Origin of the sequence: Snodgrassella sp. M0110 (assembly GCF_016101465.1) — a bacterium.
GTDB classification, from domain to species: domain Bacteria; phylum Pseudomonadota; class Gammaproteobacteria; order Burkholderiales; family Neisseriaceae; genus Snodgrassella; species Snodgrassella alvi.
Map to the genome: position 1 here is coordinate 38,358 of NZ_JACFQM010000008.1, position 19,666 is coordinate 58,023.

Below are 19,666 nucleotides of genomic sequence, written 5' to 3' on the forward strand. Positions count from 1 at the left end.
ATGACATTTTATACCTGACTAGTTAGAATAGGTCGTCTTCAACTTTCCCACTCCTCACTGGATAACCATCATGGCCGGTAATAACGTAATCTGGTTTGAAAATCTGCGCATGACTGATGTTGAAAGCGTCGGCGGCAAAAATGCATCTCTTGGCGAGATGATTTCACAGCTCACCGAAAAAGGTGTGCGTGTACCCGGTGGTTTTGCTACCACTGCCGAAGCCTATCGCAATTTTCTTGCTTACGAAGGTTTGAGTGAACGTATCAATAACGAGCTAAAGGCACTAGATGTAGATAATGTTGCCGAACTGGCCCGGGTAGGTAAACAGATCCGTCAATGGATCATGGACACCCCATTTCCGCCTGAACTGGAAGCAGATTTACAGGCAGCATGGGAAAAAATGGTAGCTGATGCCGGTACTGACCAGATTTGCGTGGCTGTACGCTCTTCTGCGACTGCTGAAGATTTACCTGATGCATCTTTTGCCGGTCAGCAGGAAACATTTCTGAATATAAGCGGTTATGATAATGTCAAAGAAGCTATGCACCATGTATTTGCTTCTTTGTATAACGATCGTGCCATTTCCTACCGTGTGCACAAAAATTTTGCTCATGATGTAGTGGCTCTGTCTGCCGGTGTTCAGCGGATGGTACGTTCTGATAAAGGCGCCTCCGGGGTAATGTTCACCATGGATACAGAATCTGGTTTTGATCAGGTTGTATTCATTACATCATCCTATGGTCTGGGTGAGACTGTTGTACAGGGTGCAGTAAATCCGGATGAATTCTATGTACATAAACCAACTCTGCGTGCCGGACGTCCTGCGATTCTGCGTAAAACCATGGGTTCTAAACTGATTAAAATGGTTTTCACTGATGCGGCTCAGGCAGGTAAATCTGTACAGACAGTAGATGTTGATGCTGCCGATCGGAAAAAATTCTCAATCAGTGCCGAAGAAATTACTGAGCTGGCACAGTATGCACTGACAATTGAAGAACACTATGGCCGTCCGATGGATATTGAATGGGGGCGTGATGGTGTTGATGGCAAACTGTATATCTTGCAGGCTCGTCCTGAAACTGTGAAATCACAGGAAAATAACAGCCGTGTTCTACGTCGCTATCAGATTAATGATAAATCTGCCATTCTGGTAGAAGGTCGTGCCATCGGTCAGAAAGTCGGTCAGGGTAAAGTACGTCTGGTTAAATCTGTTGATGAGATGGATAAAGTGTTGCCAGGTGACGTACTGGTTACTGATATGACCGATCCGGACTGGGAGCCGGTTATGAAACGTGCCTCTGCGATTATTACCAATCGTGGCGGACGTACTTGTCACGCAGCCATTATTGCGCGTGAGCTGGGTATTCCGGCAGTGGTTGGCTGTGGTAATGCAACTTCTGCTTTGCAGGATGGTCAGGAAGTAACGGTGTCCTGTGCTGAAGGGGATACAGGCTATGTATATGAAGGTTTACTGAAAGTTGATGTCAATGAAATACCTTTGGATAATATGCCTGAATCACCAGCCAAAATCATGATGAATGTAGGTAATCCTGAGCTGGCATTCAGCTTCTCAGGTTTACCGGGCTATGGTATTGGTCTGGCACGAATGGAATTTATTATTAACCGCCAGATTGGTATTCATCCTCGTGCTTTGCTGGAATTTGATCAGCAGGATGAACAGATGAAAGCCACCATTACTGACAGAATTTCCGGCTATTCATCTCCGGTAGACTTTTATATTGATAAAATTGCTGAAGGTGTGGCAACACTGGCTGCCTCTGTATATCCGAAAAAAGTAATTGTGCGTATGTCTGACTTTAAGTCTAATGAGTACGCCAATCTTTTAGGTGGTAATAAATACGAGCCTCATGAAGAAAATCCGATGCTGGGTTTCCGCGGTGCAGCCCGATATGTTTCTGATGATTTCAAAGATTGCTTTGCACTTGAATGTAAAGCACTGAAATATGTGCGTGATGAAATGGGATTGACTAATGTTGAAATTATGATTCCATTTGTACGTACATTGAAAGAGGCAGAAAATGTCGTACGCGCATTGAAAGACAACGGGCTGGAGCGTGGTAAAAATGGTCTGCGTCTGATTATGATGTGTGAACTGCCAACAAATGCAGTCCTTGCTGAACAGTTCCTGAAATATTTTGATGGGTTCTCTATTGGCTCAAATGATATGACTCAGCTAACTCTGGGTGTGGATCGTGATAGCGGTGGGCCGATTGCAGGTACTTTCGATGAACGCGATCCGGCTGTAAAAGTGATGTTTAGTCTGGCAATTCAGGCTTGTCGTAAATTAAACAAATATATCGGTATTTGCGGGCAAGGACCATCTGATCATGCTGATTTTGCTAAATGGTTGATTGAGGAAGGAATTGAAACAATTTCTTTGAATCCTGATACTGTAATTGAAACATGGTTATATCTTGCTAAGGAACTGAAGAAATAAATCTTTTCAGTTAAAAATAAACAAATAAAGGCTGCCATTTAAATGGCAGTCTTTTATTTATTCTGGATTAATAAAATCACTGTGACACTAATTATTAATATTACTTCTTATTTAATCAAAATTAAAAAATTAATTTTATAAATATTTTAAATTACATTATTATATTCATATGTTAATGAATTAATTGATAATCAAGGGCAAAAATATGTATGTATGAAAAATTAAAAAAGTATATTTTTAATTTTCACTATTTATATTGTTGTTATAGAGATATGATATCGCTACTGTAAATTGCTAATATGTAAATTAGTGTTTTTATTTCAAATTTAGTAATAATCGCAAAGGAGATAGTAGTGAAATACAGAAAACTGGTGGTTATGGGTTTATTGTTTATCTTTAGCAGTCAATTTTCCTATTCGGAAGCTATTATGATTTCTCAATTTGTTTCTTCTGTACATTCTGATTTATATAGATTCCAAAATACCGAGCTCACAAAAAATATAGCTAATGATATGTATAAAGTTAACTATAATGATAAAATATTAAAAAAAATAGAAAAATCGGCCAAAAGAGGGAATAGTATGGATCAATTGAAGTTGGCGATTTACTATGATTTAGAATCCACCAATCGTGACTATTTTTCAATAGTGAATTTAGATGAAAGTAAACAAAAACAAACAGATGAAAGTTTGAAACAATTATGTGAAAACCAGTTTACAGATAAAGATATTAAGACCTGGAAAAAAGCATTTAATCAAAAACATGATAGTTCTGTGAAAATTAAGCTGAAGGTTATTTATGCTATTAAAGCATTGCAGCTGTATGATCTGATATTAAATAGTAATAATTCGAATGAAATAGAAACTGCTGTCAAGCCATTAAGACAAGAAATAATAAATAGATTACCTTGTACTAATTACTCGAATTTGCCAGTCAAAAATAATATATAACTATTTCTGATATTAATAGGTGTGATATCACAGTCATATTAAATTTAAATCAGAAAGATTTTTAATATTATAAAAAAAACAGATAGCAAAGCTATCTGTTTTTTTAGATAAAATGCTATTTTTTATCTTTTTTGTCATCCGTTTTAACTGGTTTTTTTGCAGCCAGTCCAAGTGATTGATTCCATTTTACTGGATCTTTTACCAAGTCCAGAGCAGCTTTCAATTGAACATCTTTCGCCGGATTAGGCACACGTTTTTCCAGCCAGTCTTCATTATCCTTTTTTTTGCTGTCTTTATTATTGGAAATATTACTGGTTTTTATATCTTTAGCGCCGTCTCTATCTGTTGCATTTTCAGAATTTTGATTTACAGATTTACTATCAGCAACCGGAGCCGGAGCAGCCGTTTTCTTCTGACTGCCTGTTAACTCCCCTTTAACTTCTTTACCACCTAACGGGTTGCTCAGATGTCCGCCAAGATTGGCTTCTCGACTTTCGAATTTACGATTTTCATCTTTCACTTCAACATCAGGCACGATACCTTGTGCCTGAATTGAACGGTCATTAGGGGTGTAATAAAGTGCAGTTGTTAATTTAACTGCACCGCCATTAGATAACGGAATAACTGTTTGTACAGAACCTTTACCAAAGCTCTGAGTTCCTACAATTACAGCACGTTTATAGTCTTGAAGCGCACCGGAAACAATTTCTGAAGCAGAAGCCGTACCTGAATTTACTAAAACTGTAATAGGAATATTTTTTATTTCCTCTGGCATATTTATCAGCGGATCATTACCTCTAACTACGTAATCTTTAGGAATGGCCTTTAATATCATGCCTTCTTTTTTATCTCGGCTTTTGGTACTAACTACTTTTACTCCCGGTTTCAGGAAAACAGCAGAAACACCAACAGCACTGTTTAACAGACCACCCGGATCATCGCGTAAGTCGAGTACCAGACCTTTCAACGGTTGCTTATTCTCTTTTTCCAGATCTCTGATGGCATCGGCCAGCAGGCTTACAGTATGTTCCTGAAACTGCATGATGCGCACATAACCGTAACCAGGTTCGAGAAGCTTGGAGCGGACACTTTTAACTTTAATGATAGCTCTTGTCAGGCGTACCACAATCGGCTGAGTTTCATCTTTACGAGCCAGAGTCAGCGTTATGCTGGTTCCGGGTTTACCACGCATTTTTTTCACAGCTTCAGTAGCAGTCATGTTACGGGTGGACTCATTGTCAATTTTAACAATGTAGTCACCACTTTTAATACCGGCACGCTCAGCAGGTGTATCTTCGATAGGCGCCACAATTTTAATCAGTCCGTCTTCTGAGCTGATTTCCATTCCCAGTCCGCCAAATTCACCAGTAGTACTTTCCTGCAAATCTGAATAATCTTTAACTGTCAGATATTCTGAATGCGGATCAAGGTTACTGACCATACCTTTCATTGCGCCTTCAAGAATAGCATCGTCAGTTTTGTTCTCAACATAATTAGCTTTAATTTGTCCGTAAACTTCAGCCATAGTATGAAGAGATTGTACTGGTAGAGGTTCGGATTTCTCGTTAGCATAACCCTGTATGCTCAGAGTGAGAATAACACCGCTAAAAGCGCCGAATGTATATAGAGCTGCTTTTTTAAATCTAGATTTAGCCATTATTACTATTGTTCTTTCTGATAACGACATTAATTCAGGATACTAATAACCGTATATAACAGGTTATGATGAAAATTCAAAATTTGTCAGAGTGTACACTATAAAATAATTAGAGGTAATAGCAATGTATAGTCTGTGTTAGTGTAGCCATGATAATGGATTCATTGCCTGATTATGATAACGAATTTCAAAATACAGTCCGTTCTGACCATCTGGTAATTTACCACTTATACCAATGGTTTGACCAGTACTGACAGTATTACCCGCAGAAACACTGATTGAAGACAAACCAGTATAAATACTGAGATAACCTTCACCATGATCAATGATAACGGTATTGCCGTAACCTTGCAAAAATGCAGCATAAATTACGTTACCATCAGATATGTTTTGTACTGTCGTATTATTGCAGGAAAAAAACAATCCTTTCCAGATGCCGCCATTTGGTCTGTTTTCTCCGAATCTTCCTGATATGCTGCCGTTAACCGGTCGGGAAAGACGTCCCTGTTTCTGTGCAAGACCTTTAATAAGCGGTGTTTTAATATTTTCTGTAGCCTGTAAAGCTAAATCTTCTGCAGTTAAAGTTGATGGCTGTTTTGTATTATTTGTATCACTGATTACAGGATTTTTAGTAGTGGGAGAAGTGTGCGGTTGACTGGTATTTTCCGGTTTAACGGTATTTTGTTTAGGTGGTTTAGCTGGATTCTGTGCCAGACGACGCATCGTTCCCTGGGCTGACAGCCTACTTAATAAATTATTCAATCTTTTCTCATCAGCCTTTAATGATTGTAACTGCTTATTCTGTACTTGTAGTTGTTGGTTTAATACGCTGGATTTGCTTTGCTGAATAGCATGTTCAGCATGCAGTTTATTAATAAGCTGCTGTTGTTTTTTTTGTAAAGAAGAAAGTTGCTGTTGCTGATTATTGATAGCCTGTTGCTGTGCATTCATTCGCAATTGTTGTTGGCGTAAACTCTGAATGACCTGCTCATTGGCTTCATTTAAATATCGGATATATTGTAACGAGCGTCCTTTTTGGTCGGAGGGGTCCTTTTTTAGCATTAAATATACGCTGTTAGGCTGACGGTTTCGATAATGAGCATTAAGTAAACGGGCTATCTGGGTCTGAGTTTCTGCAATCTGGGTACGGGTTTTATCCAGGTTGGTTTGCAGGATTTGTAACTGCCGCATACTGGTCTGTTGCTGTTGCTGAATGCGGTTAAGCTCATTTTTTGCCTGATTAAGCTGCTGGCTGGTTGCAACCATTGAGGCATCAATTTTTTTCTGTTCAACCGTAGTTTTACTGATCTGGTTTTGTGTTGCTGAAATAGCTTGGTGAACCTGTTTCAGTTCACCGGGTGGTTGTTGAATTTTCTGATTATTGGCAGCGATAGCCAAAGAGAAAAGGGTACTGCACCATATCAGAATGAGACAGAATAAAGATTTCATTATTTATCTGTGAATTCAATTAGGTTCTGGCCTGTCATTTCTGCAGGCGGAGTCAGTCCCAGAGCAGTTAAAAGAGAAGGAGCTACATCTTTAAGTGCTCCGCCGGAACGGATTGTTGCCTTACGCCCTATATAGATAAATGGGACAGGTTCAACTGTATGCTGTGTGTGAGGTTGCTGATTTTTTTCATCATACATGTGTTCACAGTTACCGTGATCAGCTGTAATGATCACTTCTCCGCCTGCAGAAAGTGTCGTTTCGACAACCTGTGCTACACAGCTATCCAGTGTTTCTACTGCTTTTATAGCGGCCTCAAGTGAGCCGGTATGTCCAACCATATCACCATTGGCAAAGTTACAAATAATAACATCATGGCGATGATGTTTCAGACTATCAATAATCTGTTCAGTAATGCCGACAGCACTCATTTCTGGCTGTAAATCGTATGTGTTCACTTTGGGTGAAGGAATCATAATTCTTTCTTCACCAATATAAGGCTCTTCCCGACCACCGCTGAAGAAATAAGTTACGTGCGGGTATTTTTCTGTTTCTGCTATACGGAGCTGGCTAAGACCCTGTCCGGCCAAAAATTCTCCCAGACCATTATTTACTGATTGTTTTTCGAACATTACTGGATTGCTGAATTGTGTGCCGTAAGCAGTAATCGTAGAAAAATATCCCGGTTGTACACGATATTTGCGTTTAAATCCGTCGAAATCAGCAAAAGTAAGAGCCTGAGTTAATTGACGTGCGCGATCAGCGCGGAAGTTGAGAAACAGAATGGCATCACCATCCAGCAGCTTTGCCTGAGGGCTGACAATGGTAGGTTTAACAAATTCATCCTGCTCGCCACGGGTATAAGCAGCATCTAATGCAGCAACAGGTGAATCAGCCTGATAAGGCGCATCGCCAAATAAGGCATTATAAGCAGCTTCAACCCGATCCCAGCGATTATCTCTGTCCATGGCAAAAAAACGTCCGACAACTGCTCCGCATAATATCTGAGAATGCTGTTGCATATATTGTTGCAGTCGTTGCAGATAGGGACGGGCACTTTGCGGCGGTGTATCACGACCATCAAGAAACGGATGGACAACAATTTTTTGCATGCCGGCAGCTAATGCGGCTTCTATAACTGCAAAAAAATGTTCTATATGGCTATGCACACCACCATCAGAAAATAACCCCATCAGATGTACAGTATGATTCGGATTATTCCATGCCTGTCGCAAAACCGGATTTTGTTCGAGAGTATGGTCTTCAATGGCCATATCGATTCGGGTAATATCCTGAGGTACAATTCTGCCTGCACCAATATTCAGGTGACCTACTTCTGAATTGCCAAACTGGCCAACTGGCAATCCGACCATTCGTTCTGAAGCATCTATCGTGCCATAAGCATATTGCTGACGATAGTTATCGATATTAGGAGTATGTGCCAGTAAAATAGCATTGTCATTTCCTTCGGCACGATGGCCGAAACCATCTAGAATTAAAAGAACAACAGGTTTAATTAATGACACAATTGACCTTTCAGTGATGGCCGCGCTTTTGACCAAGTCTGCAAGTATTATTTGCTTTGATGAGGATTTAAAAAACGGTTAAAACAATCCGCTTTGGAGTAAGATAGAATTATAACGAAAAGCGCAGGCTTGAGAAACTGCAAAACAAACCCAATTTAACGACAAATTCATTTTATCTGGTCTGATATCATTTTATGGATAAGCACAATATGGTTGCACAACAAAACGCTCCTTCCGGTTTTTCTCTGGCAAATCATTTTTTGATTGCTATGCCGTCAATGGAGGACCCGTTTTTTAAAGAAAGCGTGATTTACCTGTGCGAACATAGTGCAGACGGTGCCATGGGCATTATTGTGAATAAACCATCACCGATTATGATGGATTTACTGTTTGATTCTGCTAAAGCTCCCACACCGGAACGATTCCATGGACAAAGTGTTCTGATGGGCGGTCCGGTACAGGTTGACCGCGGATTTCTGGTACATACTCCGACAGGTTCCTGGGAGAGCAGTTTATTGGTAACTGATGATATAGCCATGACAACTTCCCGTGATATTATTCTGGGACTGACACAGGAAAATACAGTGGATAAAGCTGTAGCTACTATTGGTTACTCCAGCTGGTCAGCCGGACAGCTGGAGCAGGAACTGGCAAATAATAGCTGGATAACAGTACCTGCCGACACTCAGATCTTATTTGATATGCCTTATAAGCAACGTTATAAAGCTGCTTTACAGTTATTAAATATTGATATTACCAATCTGAGTATGATGGTGGGTCATGCCTGATTCAGCTCTTTCTCCAATAAAGCGTGGTACTGTACTTGGTTTTGATTTTGGAACTGCCCGTATCGGGATAGCCATCGGAGAGGCCGAGCTTACAAGCGCACATCCGCTGGAGACGATTACTGTTGTTAACAACGAGCAGTATTTCAACCGTATTCAGGCTTTAATTAAAGAGTGGCAGCCACAGGCTCTTATTGTGGGTTTTCCAACTCATGCTGATGGTGCTGAAGACGAGGCCACTGCTCTTTGTCGTCGTTTTGGTAATCGTTTACATGGACGTTTTAATTTACCGGTATACTGGGTAGATGAACGCTGGACATCTGTTGTTGCAGAAAGTTTACTGAACGAAGCATTGGTATTTGGAAAAAAACGCAAGCAAGTATTGGATCAGGTCGCCGCACAGGCTATTTTAGCGACGTATTTTAGTACGGGAGCATGTATGGCAAAACTTGATTAAATTTTATCCGTCATCTTTTTAAAAAATCTTATAGATCACATCCTGTCTGCTGATAACACTGAATACATCGTCTGTATAAAAATGTTTTAATGTATTTAGTTATCAGTAAAGTCAATGTCAGCTGATTTGCTTTTCCTATCTGCTTTTCTCGTTTGTTTACAGTTGTGTTTTTATCCGTTCAGTACCTGGTTTAAACATCTAATTACAAATTATGGTTTTAATTTATCAAAACAGAAGATAAACTTAACCATAGAAAAAATAATCAATTCAATCAAACTGGGATAAGTAATGAGCACAGACACCATCATTAATATTGATACCATTGAGGCTAAAACAAAAGCTAATATTTTAGCAGAGGCACTTCCATATATCCGGCGATTTTCCGGTGTGACTATGGTAATCAAATATGGTGGTAATGCCATGACTGACCCGCAATTAAAAGAATCTTTTGCTAAAGATGTCGTTTTGCTCAAGCTGGTCGGTATTCATCCGGTTATCGTACATGGTGGCGGTCCGCAAATTAATGAACTACTACATAAAGTCGGCAAGGAAAATCATTTTATTCAGGGTATGCGGGTGACAGACAGTGAAACCATGGATATTGTTGAAATGGTATTGGGTGGCTGTGTTAATAAGGAAATCACGTCTTTACTGAATTTGCACGGAGGACATGCTGTAGGCATTACCGGTTGTGATAATCATTTTATTAAGGCTAAAAAACTGTTTGTTACCAACTTTGAAAATGAAAAGCAGGATATCGGCCAGGTTGGAGAAGTTGAAGAAATAGACACCGCTCTGATTCGGGAAATGGTAGAGCATGGCTATATTCCTGTTGTAGCACCTATCGGGGTGGGTGAGCATGGAGAAGCTTTTAATATCAATGCTGATGTAGTAGCAGGTAAACTGGCAGAAAGTCTTAAAGCGGAAAAGCTGATCATGCTGACCAATACTATCGGCGTACTGGATAAAAATAATAATTTATTAAGCCGGTTAACACCATGCGATATCAGTGCTTTAATTGCTGACGGTACTTTGCAGAATGGTATGCTGCCTAAAATTAATGCTACTTTGCAGGCTGCCATGCATGGCGTTCATAATACCCATATCATTGACGGACGTGTACCACATGCCTTATTACTGGAAATTTTTACTGACAAAGGTGTCGGAACCATGATACTTGGTCAGAACGAGCGATCTGAATAGTTAACAATATAAATTATTCATCAATATTTAATTATTGTGTAATGAACAATTTAATTGAATTATAATTATTAAGTTGTTTAAAAGGCTTGACAGTAAAAATACAATCGCTATAATCTCGCCTCATTCCCTGATAGCTCAGTCGGTAGAGCGACGGACTGTTAATCCGCAGGTCCCAGGTTCGAGCCCTGGTCGGGGAGCCAGATTTGAAAACGCACTCAGTTTACTGAGTGCGTTTTCCATTATCGGTATGATCAATTTAATTTGTTTAATTACTCTCCAACCTTTATCAGCTTGACATCAAATACCAGAACGCTGTTAGCCGGAATGGCACTGGTAGGACTTTGTTCGCCATACGCCAGTTGGGCAGGAATATAGAATGTGTAATCACTGCCTTCTGACATTAGCTGCAGACCTTCAGTCCATCCTGGGATTACTCCGTTAAGCGGAAAAGTAGCCGGCTGATTATTTCGCTGAGCAGTGCTGTCGAATATTGTACCGTCAATTAATCGTCCTTCATACTGAACTGTCACTATATCAGTAGCTTTAGGTTTTTTGCCTGAACCTTCATGATTAACTTTGTATTGTAAACCTGAAGCTGTAGTTTTTACTCCCGGGGTATTTTTATTTTTGGCCAGAAACTCATCCCCTGTAAGCTGTGGGTTTCGAGTAGCCTGTGCAGTAGCAGTAGAGGCTGCTACCGGCTCACTGCTGTTATTTTTATATCCGTTATCAGCAAAATTACAGGCTGATAAAATAAGTGCAGTAGTGATTCCCAGAGTGATTAAAGACAAGTGTTTCATAATTTCTCTTTTAGGGTTAATGGAAAGATGATTATAGCAGCCATCTGCGAAAATACATTTTCTTATCGGCTGTATACCTTGGTTATTTTGTAACAGCTTTAAATCCGTAAAATTTTGGGTTTGATATATTATTTGTTCGTAGCTGTTGTCTTTTTGAGATGGCTTGTTTGTATTTACATTAATATACTTATTTTAATAATATGAATAATATCTAGGCTGAGTAATAAAGTGTGATTAAAATAATTGGATTAATATAACAATAAAAAAATTATATTAACCATAATTATTGCTTTATCAGATTAATTGAGCATATAAATTTAAAAAATGAATTTTGTTTCTTTAATCCATCAGTATCAACTGATGCGATAATCAATATTTAAGGGTATGCTTATTAACAGTAGCGTTTGGATGTTGATAACGGCTTGACATTATAAGGCTTAACGAATAGAATTGATGTCTATAAGAAGATGTCAATTCTAATATCTTTGATTAATGTCTTTTGTGACGAAATTAAACCAAATCAACATTCAATAAAAATCTTGCCATGCCTTAGTGTGTTTTTTGCATTATAAAGCCTGGCGAACGGAATTATTATGAGTTTTTTTACTCATTTTATCTTCAATTCTAATAAATAAGTTCATTTATATCTTTATGCACGTTTCTGAATTACAAAATCTACATGTGTCTGAATTACTGGGCATAGCTGAAGAGTTTGGTATTGAAAATGCCAATCGTTTGCGCAAACAGGATCTGGTGTTTGCTATTGTGCGCATTAAAATGAAGCAGGGAGAAGCGTTTACCTGTTCAGGTACGCTGGAAATTCTCCCAGATGGCTTTGGCTTTTTGCGTAGCATGGATACATCTTATCTGGCAGGGCCTGATGATATTTACGTCAGCCCAAGTCAGATACGGCGCTTTAATCTGCATACAGGTGACACGATTGAAGGCAGTGTGCGTGTACCTAAAGATAATGAACGCTATTTTGCGCTGGTTCGTCTGGATAAAATTAACGGAGACGATCCGGATGTATGCAAACATAAAATTTTATTTGAGAATCTGACCCCGTTATTCCCTGATCGTCAGTTTGTTCTGGAGCGGGATATTCGTTCCGGAGAAAATCTTACCGGACGTGCAATTGATCTGATTGCACCTATCGGATTTGGTCAGCGCGCTTTGCTGGTAGCTCCGCCGAAATCTGGTAAAACAGTCATGCTGCAGAATATCGCACATGCGATTACAGCTAATTATCCTGAAGCTGAACTGATTGTTCTGCTGATTGATGAGCGTCCTGAAGAAGTTACGGAAATGACCCGCTCAGTACGGGGTGAGGTAGTATCTTCCACTTTTGATGAACCGGCGACTCGGCATGTTCAGGTAGCAGAAATGGTGATTGAAAAAGCCAAGCGTCTGGTAGAGCACAGAAAAGATGTAATCATTCTGCTGGATTCGATTACTCGTCTGGCGCGTGCTTACAATACTGTTATTCCTGCTTCCGGAAAAATTCTGACTGGTGGTATTGACGCAAATGCATTGCATCGTCCTAAGCGCTTTTTCGGCGCTGCCCGTAATGTGGAAGAGGGTGGTTCTTTGACCATTATCGCAACTGCTCTGGTAGAAACCGGTAGCCGTATGGATGATGTGATTTATGAAGAGTTCAAAGGAACAGGTAATATGGAATTGCATCTGGATCGGCGTATGGCTGAAAAACGTCTGTTTCCTGCAATCAATATTAATCGTTCAGGTACTCGCCGTGAAGAATTGCTGGTTTCTAATGAACATTTGCAAAAAATGTGGCTGCTGCGGAAATTCTTGCATCCAATGGATGATATCGAAGCAATGGAATTTATTATTGATAAACTCAAGCAGTCTAAAAATAATGCTGACTTTTTTGATTTAATGCGCGGTAGTAAATAATTTTTTTAAAACTAGTATCAACCGTGTTTACGCTTAGTAGACACGGTTTTTATTTTAATATTTCTGTATATAATGGGTGATTTAATAATGATATGCCATTACTTGGATAAAGCAGGGTATTTGGAAATGAAAAATAATAAATAAAAACCGAAAAGAATTTTTAATCTTTTCGGTTTTTATTTGAATAGCGTTGTCTTCAGATACGAAATCTGACTGTTCTAGTTAGTAATGAGATAATTAGCTTCTAGGAGCATTCTTATTAATAGTATAGATGTATTTTTTCTATTTATAGCTTAAGCTCATGTACATGTACACCATCTGCGTCTACAGCCAGATAGCCGCCGTAATCATCAGCCCAGTCCTGTATGACATAACGTTTGAAAGGCTGGTTGTTCAACTGTAATTTATGTACGGCCGGACGATGGGTATGACCATGAATCAGTGTAGGCAAAGAAGGTTGCATATGGCTACTCATCAGTTCATTAATGGCTTGTTCTGTTACATCAGAAATCTCACTTTTACCTTCATTATTTTTACGTGTTTCACTCATTTGGCGGATTTGTCCGGCTAGTAAGCGACGCTCTTCAATAGATTTACTTAATACTGCCATTTGCCATAGAGGATTGCGGGACTGGGCACGGAATTGTTGATATGCAAGATCGTCAGTGCATAATTCATCACCATGCATAATAATATAATCATGATTGTAAAGCTTTATTTGCTGAGGTGATGTAAGTAGTTGTATTCCAGATTCTGCAGCAAATTTTTCACCAATCAGGAAATCCCGGTTACCATGAATGAAATAAATTGGTGTGATGGAAGTAAAAGATTTTAACTGAGATTTGATATGACGAATAAAATCGCTATCATCATCATCACCTATCCAGACATCAAAAAAATCACCCAAAATATATAAAGCATCAATATTTCCTTGCCATTGTTGCAGGCAGCGATCAAATAATTGATTTAAAGGTGGAGTCTGTTCAGAAAGATGTAAATCAGAAATAAATATTGTTGTGTTGTTCATGGTTTGTATCTGGAAATATCAGGCAAAAAAATCAGTATAGCGCTGCGGATCAAAACCGACCAATATAAATTGATTTTTGACCAGAACTGGTCGTTTAATCACTGAAGGCTGGTTTATCATTAGGCGAATGGCTTCTTCATCATTACTTAAAGCAATTGTCTGTTCACTGGTACTTAATTTTCTCCATGTAGTACCTTTACGGTTAAGTAATATTTCTTTGGGTACTTTTGTAAGCCAGAACTGGATATCAGTTATTGTCGGCGATATTTTTTTATAATCGATAAATTCAGCATTAATATGATGTTCAGCCAACCATTGGCGTGCTTTTTTTACAGTATTACACTGGCTGATACCGTAAATTTGTATACTCATTTTTGAAAGCCTGTTTGCGGAAATAAGCTGCTATTATACCGTTTTGCTTATATTTGCTTAAAGTGTTGGTTTTATGTCGATGGTTCGTTTTAAATTGTTTCCGTGTATTGAGTTGAACAGCTTGCGTTGCTAATCAGACATATTGGCAGTATGCTTTAACAAGTACAGATTTTATAAGGAAGACCGGAATGAAAAAAATAAGTGTATTAGCTGTTAGCTTATTGCTAGCGGCCTGCGGAGGTAAACGAGAGGCAAATAATACTAATTTTGCTGAGGCGATCAATGACTTTGCTAAAAATGATAAGGTTTGTCTGGCGGTAAATTTGATGCTGGATAATGCTCAGGGTGGTATGAATAACACGATTGCATTAGGCAGTAAAGAAATACGTATTGCCAGAAAAAATAGTGATGGCGATAAAATTAATAAAACGGCTTTAAAGCAAATGGATATTTTAACTGATGCAGGCTTGTATGAAAAAGGTAAGGATGCAACACTGACTGTTAATGGTGGAAAAGATATACCGCAGGCGGTGTATTACCGTACAAGTAAAAGTGAGGACAATGTGATCAATAATACTCAGGGAAATTTGCTCTGCCTCGGAACACAAAAGGTAGATAAAATTGTACTCTTTACTGAACCTACCCCTGCAAATGGGATGACTGTTTCTAAAGTGATTTATGATGCAAAACTGGTACCTGAGAAATGGGCTGAAAAATTATTAAAAAATACTGATGAAAACTGGTGGAAATCTTTGCAAGAACCTCAACGTCGTGCGGCTGTGTTGGTTTTAACGGATAAAGGTTGGAAAGACGAACGGGCATTACATTAGCAATCAGTTATTATCCCGTCGAAGAGTATAGGTTTGTAATTTCTTTAAATTTTATTTTGATTGCCGTACAGATAAACCTAAATTTGTAGATAAATTTTATAATCATACAAAAAAATCCAGAATAAAAAATTATTCTGGATTTTTTTGTATGATTTGGGAAGACAATTGTTATTAAACCTTAAACTACAGCTTCCTCTTTCCGTTTGGGCGGCTTAACCAGATTTTGCCGGTTCAGACCAAACATCAGTAGTAACGGGCTGGCTACTAATACTGAGGAATAAATACCAAACACAATACCAATTGTTAATGCCATTGCGAAACCATGCAAAGCAGCTCCGCCAAATACCAGCATAGAAATAACCATTGCTTCTGTTGATCCGTGAGTAATAACTGTACGGCTCATGGTTGCGGTAATGGCATTATCTATGATTGCCGGTACGCTTTTACCACGCATATGTGGCTTACGGAAATTTTCACGAATACGGTCAAAGACTACTACGGATTCATTAACAGAGTAGCCGAGCACGGCAAGAACGCCTGCAAGTACAGTAAGAGAAAATTCCCATTGGAACAGAGCAAAACAGCCGAGAATAATTACAACGTCGTGCATATTGGCAATAATAGCGGACACAGCAAATCGCCATTCAAAACGCATGGATAAGTAAATAATGATACCAATCACAACCATGCCTAAAGCCAGCAAGCCATGAGTAACCAGTTCCTCGCCCACTTGCGGCCCGATGAATTCCACTTGACGCAAGCTTACACCGTCATTATGCTGTTTGAGTAAATCCATCACTTGATTGGAAAGTTGTGCTGAGGTCATATTGGCTTTATTGGGCAGGCGTATCATAATCTGCTTATTTGTACCCAATGCCTGTACCTGTATATCTCCCAGTTTTAATCCATCCAGTTCTGTGCGAATTTTATTTAAATCAGCACTCTGTTTGAATTCCACTTCCATTACAGTACCGCCGGTAAATTCTACAGAAAAATTTAACCCGCGAGTCACGAGAAAAAATACAGCCAGAATAAAAGTAAATAATGAAATCGCCGTTGTCAGCTTACCATAGCTCATAAACGGGATATCACGTTTTATTTTGAAGAATTCCATAATTTATTAAGCCTTACTTTTATCGGTGGCAGCTTTATCTGCAATCCAGATATGGCCGATAGACAGTGTTTTCAGTTTGCGTTTGCGACCATACCACAAATTAACAATAGCACGGGAAACTACTACTGACGAATACATAGATGTAATAATACCCAGACAATGTACTACAGCAAATCCGCGAATAGGCCCTGAACCAAAAATCAATAGTGCCAGACCGGCAATCAAAGAAGTGATATTAGAATCCACAATGGTATGCCAGGCATGATCATAACCGGCATTAATTGATATCTGCGGTGTGTTGCCATGACGCAGCTCCTCACGGATACGTTCATTGATTAGTACATTCGAGTCTATTGCCATACCCAGTGTAAGGGCAATAGCTGCAATACCCGGTAGTGTCAGAGTTGCCTGCATTGCTGACAAGATGGCAATCAGGAATAACAGATTACATGACAGGGCAATTACTGAAAACAGCCCGAACATCCGGTAGTAAAGCATCATGAATATGGCTACTACTACGAAGCCCCATAAGGTGGAATGAAAGCCTTTACTGATATTTTCTTTACCCAATGAAGGACCAATAGTACGTTCTTCAATAATTTTCATTGGTGCTGCCAGTGAACCTGCGCGCAGCAGCAAAGCGGTATCATTGGCTTCGGCAATATTCATATTGCCTGAAATAATGGTTTTACCACCGGGAATCGGTTCATTGATTACTGGTGCAGTAATGACTTCAGCTTTACCCTGGTCGATAAGTACCATTGCCATGCGTTTACCGACATTGTTTCGGGTAAGATCGGCAAAAATACTGGCGCCTGTGCTGTCAAAGTTTACGCTGACGCCTGGTTGCCCGCGGTCGTTAAAGCTGGCCTGAGCATCATTAATATTGTCACCGGTTAGTTCGACCTGTTTGCTGACCAGTGTAGGCGCCCCATTACCTGCGGAAGACAATAGTTCAAATCCATCAGGGTTATGGCCTTGCAGCGCCTGTTGATACTGATTAGGATCATCACTAACCATACGTACTTGTAAAGTGGCAGTACGGCCAATAATATCCTTGGCTTTAGCCGTATCCTGAACGCCCGGCAGTTGTACGACAATCCTGTCCGGCCCGGCCTGTTGAATAACCGGTTCAGCAACACCTAGCTCATTAACGCGGTTATGCAGGGTATTAATATTCTGTTTCACTGCATCGGTACGGATTCTGGTCAGGACAGTATTACTCAGGCTGACAATCAGACGATCGCCATTCTGAGTAAGTGTTGCATCATTAAGATATTTTTTTAATCCGGATATGGCAGTGGACGCGTCATCTGCCGACTGGAAAGGGACAACCAGTGTCTGCCCGTTTTTAACAATATTGCCACTACGGATTTGTAATTTACGCAGCTGACGGCGGATATCACCTGCATAACTGTCAAGTGTTTTGTCAACGGCTGAGTCCATGTCAACCTGCATAGTGAAATGCACACCACCACGTAAATCCAGACCAAGGAACATCGGTTTGGCATGAATTTTTTCCATCCATTCCGGGGTGTTGGCAAGAAGGTTTAATGCCACAATATAGCCTTCACCAAATTTGGAAGCAATGGCATCACGTGCTTTAAGCTGAGTTTCAGTATCACTGAAACGTACTTTCAGACTGCCATCAGTTATGAACATGCCCTGATGCTGAATATGCGCATCAGCCAGGGCTTGTTTCACCGTATTTTCGGTTTGTTCATTAATGATAATGGCCTGACGGTTGGTAGAGATTTGTACTGCCGGTATTTCGCCAAAAAAATTGGGAATGGTATATAGCAGTCCCAATACGACTGAAACGATAATAAGCAGATATTTCCACAAAGGATAACGATTCATATTTGCTGCCTTGTTTGCAGACTATTGTTTTCAATTAATAAATAAAAAAAACAAAGGCCGCAACCGAATAGTTGCGGCAGAATAACTGGTTTTATTCTGGAGCTTTGCCACTAATAGCATTGCGTTCGAATTCTACTTCAACTTTCGGAGCAATTTCTAAAGTGAAGTACTGTTCATTTACTTTAGTGATTTTGCCGACGATGCCAGCTAAAGTGACAACTTTATCGCCTTTTTTCAGCTCGGTTAGCATTTGCTGATGTTTTTTATGCTTGCTCTGCTGCGGGCGGATAATCAGAAAATAAAATACAACAAGAATTAATAAAAGTGGTACAAACTGCATAAAACCACTTTGTGCAGCGGCAGTGTCGGCAGCATAAGCAAAATCAATCATGGGGCTACTCCGTTTAATTCAAGTAAATAACGCTATTAAACCAGATATTGTAATCGCCAATGATAAATTTATCCAGTTTTGCAGTGTTTTGCTTCTGAATAAATATTTGCAAACCATAATTATTATTACAGCAAATTTAATTCAGCCATTGATGTTATTTTTTCAGCAGTAACAATAAAATGATCCAATAAACGAATATCCAGCAGATTTAAAGCGGCTTTTATTTCTCTGGTAAATTGAATATCGCCGCTAGACGGCATAGTAGATTGTCCTGGATGATTATGTGCCAGAATAATTGAGACTGCGTGATGTTTTAGAGCTGCTGTAGCAACTTCGCGAGTGTAAACCCGTGCTTCATTGATGGTACCGCGCGCCAGTTCAATGGTTTGCATAAGCTCGTTACGCTGGTTCAGCAGTAAAGCTACACAAACCTCCACTTTTTCATAGCCTATATGTAAACGCAGGAAATCAGCCACTGCAGCCGGCTGAGTAAAAATAGGGCGGCAATAAATTTCTTCTGCCAGCATGCGTCTGCTTATTTCCCTGATTACTGCAAACTGGGTATAACTGGCAATACCCATTCCGTGATACTGACAAATTTGCTGACAATCTGCTTCAAGCAATGCGCGCAGACTGCCCAGTTGAGAAATAAGCTCTCGTGCCAGATCTACCGCACTCATGCCACGGGTACCGGTGCGCAGCAGGATTGCGAGTAGCTCGGCATCACTTAGCGCCGAGGCGCCCATTTTAAGAAGCTTTTCCCGGGGGCGATCGTTTTGCGGCCAATGCTTGATGCTCATTATTACGATTATGTGAATTAAAGGACATAATCATAATATAGCTATGTAATAAAATAAATTGGTTTGAGAGCATATT

Annotated in this window: 17 protein-coding genes and 1 tRNA gene; 8 read left to right on the forward strand and 10 right to left on the reverse strand. The window is 39.6% G+C overall.

Features of this window, described 5'->3' with window-relative positions; all coding sequences use genetic code 11:
* Positions 1-70 precede the first annotated feature (70 nt).
* Together ppsA and H3T84_RS09790 are read left to right on the forward strand one after the other, a co-directional pair.
* Complete coding sequence (gene ppsA / locus H3T84_RS09785; RefSeq protein WP_174833311.1) at positions 71-2,458, forward strand: phosphoenolpyruvate synthase; 2,388 nt, start codon at positions 71-73, stop codon at positions 2,456-2,458.
* Between the two features lie 353 nt (positions 2,459-2,811).
* A complete protein-coding gene (locus H3T84_RS09790; RefSeq protein WP_198218986.1) occupies positions 2,812-3,408 on the forward strand; it encodes a hypothetical protein in 597 nt (198 codons plus the stop codon).
* A 115-nt stretch (positions 3,409-3,523) separates the two neighbouring features.
* On the opposite strand, the gene H3T84_RS09795 is transcribed toward H3T84_RS09790, so the two are convergent.
* The 3 genes from H3T84_RS09795 to gpmI form a co-directional block, all read right to left on the reverse strand.
* On the reverse strand, positions 3,524-5,065 hold the full coding sequence (locus H3T84_RS09795) for a S41 family peptidase (protein WP_100116344.1): 1,542 nt from the start codon (positions 5,063-5,065) through the stop codon (positions 3,524-3,526).
* Between the two features lie 138 nt (positions 5,066-5,203).
* Positions 5,204-6,514, reverse strand: coding sequence for a murein hydrolase activator EnvC (locus H3T84_RS09800; protein ID WP_198218987.1), 1,311 nt, complete (start codon positions 6,512-6,514; stop codon positions 5,204-5,206).
* Entirely contained in the window at positions 6,514-8,037 is a 1,524-nt protein-coding gene (gpmI, locus tag H3T84_RS09805; RefSeq protein WP_198218988.1) for a 2,3-bisphosphoglycerate-independent phosphoglycerate mutase, read from the reverse strand. The genes H3T84_RS09800 and gpmI overlap by 1 nt, the downstream gene beginning before the upstream one ends.
* A gap of 209 nt (positions 8,038-8,246) precedes the next feature.
* Here gpmI and H3T84_RS09810 point away from each other — a divergent pair, with 209 nt between their 5' ends.
* The 4 genes from H3T84_RS09810 to H3T84_RS09825 all read left to right on the forward strand — a co-directional run bounded on the left by H3T84_RS09810 (position 8,247) and on the right by H3T84_RS09825 (position 10,682).
* Complete coding sequence (locus tag H3T84_RS09810) at positions 8,247-8,825, forward strand: YqgE/AlgH family protein (protein ID WP_198218989.1); 579 nt, start codon at positions 8,247-8,249, stop codon at positions 8,823-8,825.
* Positions 8,818-9,279, forward strand: coding sequence for a Holliday junction resolvase RuvX (ruvX, locus tag H3T84_RS09815; protein WP_198218990.1), 462 nt, complete (start codon positions 8,818-8,820; stop codon positions 9,277-9,279). The genes H3T84_RS09810 and ruvX overlap by 8 nt, the downstream gene beginning before the upstream one ends.
* A gap of 288 nt (positions 9,280-9,567) precedes the next feature.
* Positions 9,568-10,482: an acetylglutamate kinase gene (gene argB, locus H3T84_RS09820; RefSeq protein ID WP_198218991.1), complete on the forward strand. Its 915-nt coding sequence runs from the start codon at positions 9,568-9,570 to the stop codon at positions 10,480-10,482.
* Between the two features lie 124 nt (positions 10,483-10,606).
* Positions 10,607-10,682 (forward strand) — tRNA-Asn (locus tag H3T84_RS09825).
* 69 nt (positions 10,683-10,751) lie between these two features.
* On the opposite strand, the gene H3T84_RS09830 is transcribed toward H3T84_RS09825, so the two are convergent.
* Positions 10,752-11,282 (reverse strand): FKBP-type peptidyl-prolyl cis-trans isomerase, encoded by a 531-nt coding sequence (locus H3T84_RS09830; RefSeq protein ID WP_198218992.1) that lies wholly within the window; start codon positions 11,280-11,282, stop codon positions 10,752-10,754.
* A 651-nt stretch (positions 11,283-11,933) separates the two neighbouring features.
* Between H3T84_RS09830 and rho the strand changes: the two genes are divergently transcribed.
* Positions 11,934-13,196: a transcription termination factor Rho gene (gene rho / locus H3T84_RS09835; protein ID WP_100116350.1), complete on the forward strand. Its 1,263-nt coding sequence runs from the start codon at positions 11,934-11,936 to the stop codon at positions 13,194-13,196.
* Between the two features lie 286 nt (positions 13,197-13,482).
* Here rho and H3T84_RS09840 read toward each other — a convergent pair whose 3' ends face one another.
* Both H3T84_RS09840 and H3T84_RS09845 read right to left on the reverse strand, forming a co-directional pair.
* Entirely contained in the window at positions 13,483-14,223 is a 741-nt protein-coding gene (locus tag H3T84_RS09840) for a UDP-2,3-diacylglucosamine diphosphatase (protein WP_198218993.1), read from the reverse strand.
* An 18-nt stretch (positions 14,224-14,241) separates the two neighbouring features.
* Complete coding sequence (locus H3T84_RS09845; protein ID WP_198218994.1) at positions 14,242-14,595, reverse strand: Spx/MgsR family RNA polymerase-binding regulatory protein; 354 nt, start codon at positions 14,593-14,595, stop codon at positions 14,242-14,244.
* Between the two features lie 188 nt (positions 14,596-14,783).
* Between H3T84_RS09845 and H3T84_RS09850 the strand changes: the two genes are divergently transcribed.
* Positions 14,784-15,425, forward strand: coding sequence for a hypothetical protein (locus tag H3T84_RS09850; RefSeq protein WP_198218995.1), 642 nt, complete (start codon positions 14,784-14,786; stop codon positions 15,423-15,425).
* Between the two features lie 178 nt (positions 15,426-15,603).
* On the opposite strand, the gene secF is transcribed toward H3T84_RS09850, so the two are convergent.
* From secF to radC, 4 genes are all read right to left on the reverse strand, one after another.
* Entirely contained in the window at positions 15,604-16,539 is a 936-nt protein-coding gene (secF, locus tag H3T84_RS09855; RefSeq protein ID WP_198218996.1) for a protein translocase subunit SecF, read from the reverse strand.
* 6 nt (positions 16,540-16,545) lie between these two features.
* A complete protein-coding gene (gene secD / locus H3T84_RS09860) occupies positions 16,546-18,399 on the reverse strand; it encodes a protein translocase subunit SecD (protein ID WP_174833323.1) in 1,854 nt (617 codons plus the stop codon).
* 91 nt (positions 18,400-18,490) lie between these two features.
* Complete coding sequence (gene yajC, locus H3T84_RS09865; RefSeq protein ID WP_100116356.1) at positions 18,491-18,790, reverse strand: preprotein translocase subunit YajC; 300 nt, start codon at positions 18,788-18,790, stop codon at positions 18,491-18,493.
* Positions 18,791-18,915: 125 nt separating this feature from the next.
* Positions 18,916-19,590, reverse strand: a complete 675-nt coding sequence (gene radC / locus H3T84_RS09870; RefSeq protein WP_174833324.1) for a DNA repair protein RadC — start codon at positions 19,588-19,590, stop codon at positions 18,916-18,918.
* Between the last annotated feature and the right edge of the window lie 76 nt (positions 19,591-19,666).

Coding starts and splice junctions, on each gene's coding strand:
- argB (WP_198218991.1), top strand. CDS start 9,568: ATGAGCACAGACACCATCATTAATATTGATACCATTGAGGCTAAAACA.
- secF (WP_198218996.1), bottom strand. CDS start 16,539: ATGGAATTCTTCAAAATAAAACGTGATATCCCGTTTATGAGCTATGGT.
- H3T84_RS09830 (WP_198218992.1), bottom strand. CDS start 11,282: ATGAAACACTTGTCTTTAATCACTCTGGGAATCACTACTGCACTTATT.
- ruvX (WP_198218990.1), top strand. CDS start 8,818: ATGCCTGATTCAGCTCTTTCTCCAATAAAGCGTGGTACTGTACTTGGT.
- secD (WP_174833323.1), bottom strand. CDS start 18,399: ATGAATCGTTATCCTTTGTGGAAATATCTGCTTATTATCGTTTCAGTC.
- H3T84_RS09850 (WP_198218995.1), top strand. CDS start 14,784: ATGAAAAAAATAAGTGTATTAGCTGTTAGCTTATTGCTAGCGGCCTGC.
- yajC (WP_100116356.1), bottom strand. CDS start 18,790: ATGATTGATTTTGCTTATGCTGCCGACACTGCCGCTGCACAAAGTGGT.
- rho (WP_100116350.1), top strand. CDS start 11,934: ATGCACGTTTCTGAATTACAAAATCTACATGTGTCTGAATTACTGGGC.
- H3T84_RS09845 (WP_198218994.1), bottom strand. CDS start 14,595: ATGAGTATACAAATTTACGGTATCAGCCAGTGTAATACTGTAAAAAAA.
- H3T84_RS09840 (WP_198218993.1), bottom strand. CDS start 14,223: ATGAACAACACAACAATATTTATTTCTGATTTACATCTTTCTGAACAG.
- ppsA (WP_174833311.1), top strand. CDS start 71: ATGGCCGGTAATAACGTAATCTGGTTTGAAAATCTGCGCATGACTGAT.
- H3T84_RS09800 (WP_198218987.1), bottom strand. CDS start 6,514: ATGAAATCTTTATTCTGTCTCATTCTGATATGGTGCAGTACCCTTTTC.
- radC (WP_174833324.1), bottom strand. CDS start 19,590: ATGAGCATCAAGCATTGGCCGCAAAACGATCGCCCCCGGGAAAAGCTT.
- H3T84_RS09810 (WP_198218989.1), top strand. CDS start 8,247: ATGGTTGCACAACAAAACGCTCCTTCCGGTTTTTCTCTGGCAAATCAT.
- H3T84_RS09795 (WP_100116344.1), bottom strand. CDS start 5,065: ATGGCTAAATCTAGATTTAAAAAAGCAGCTCTATATACATTCGGCGCT.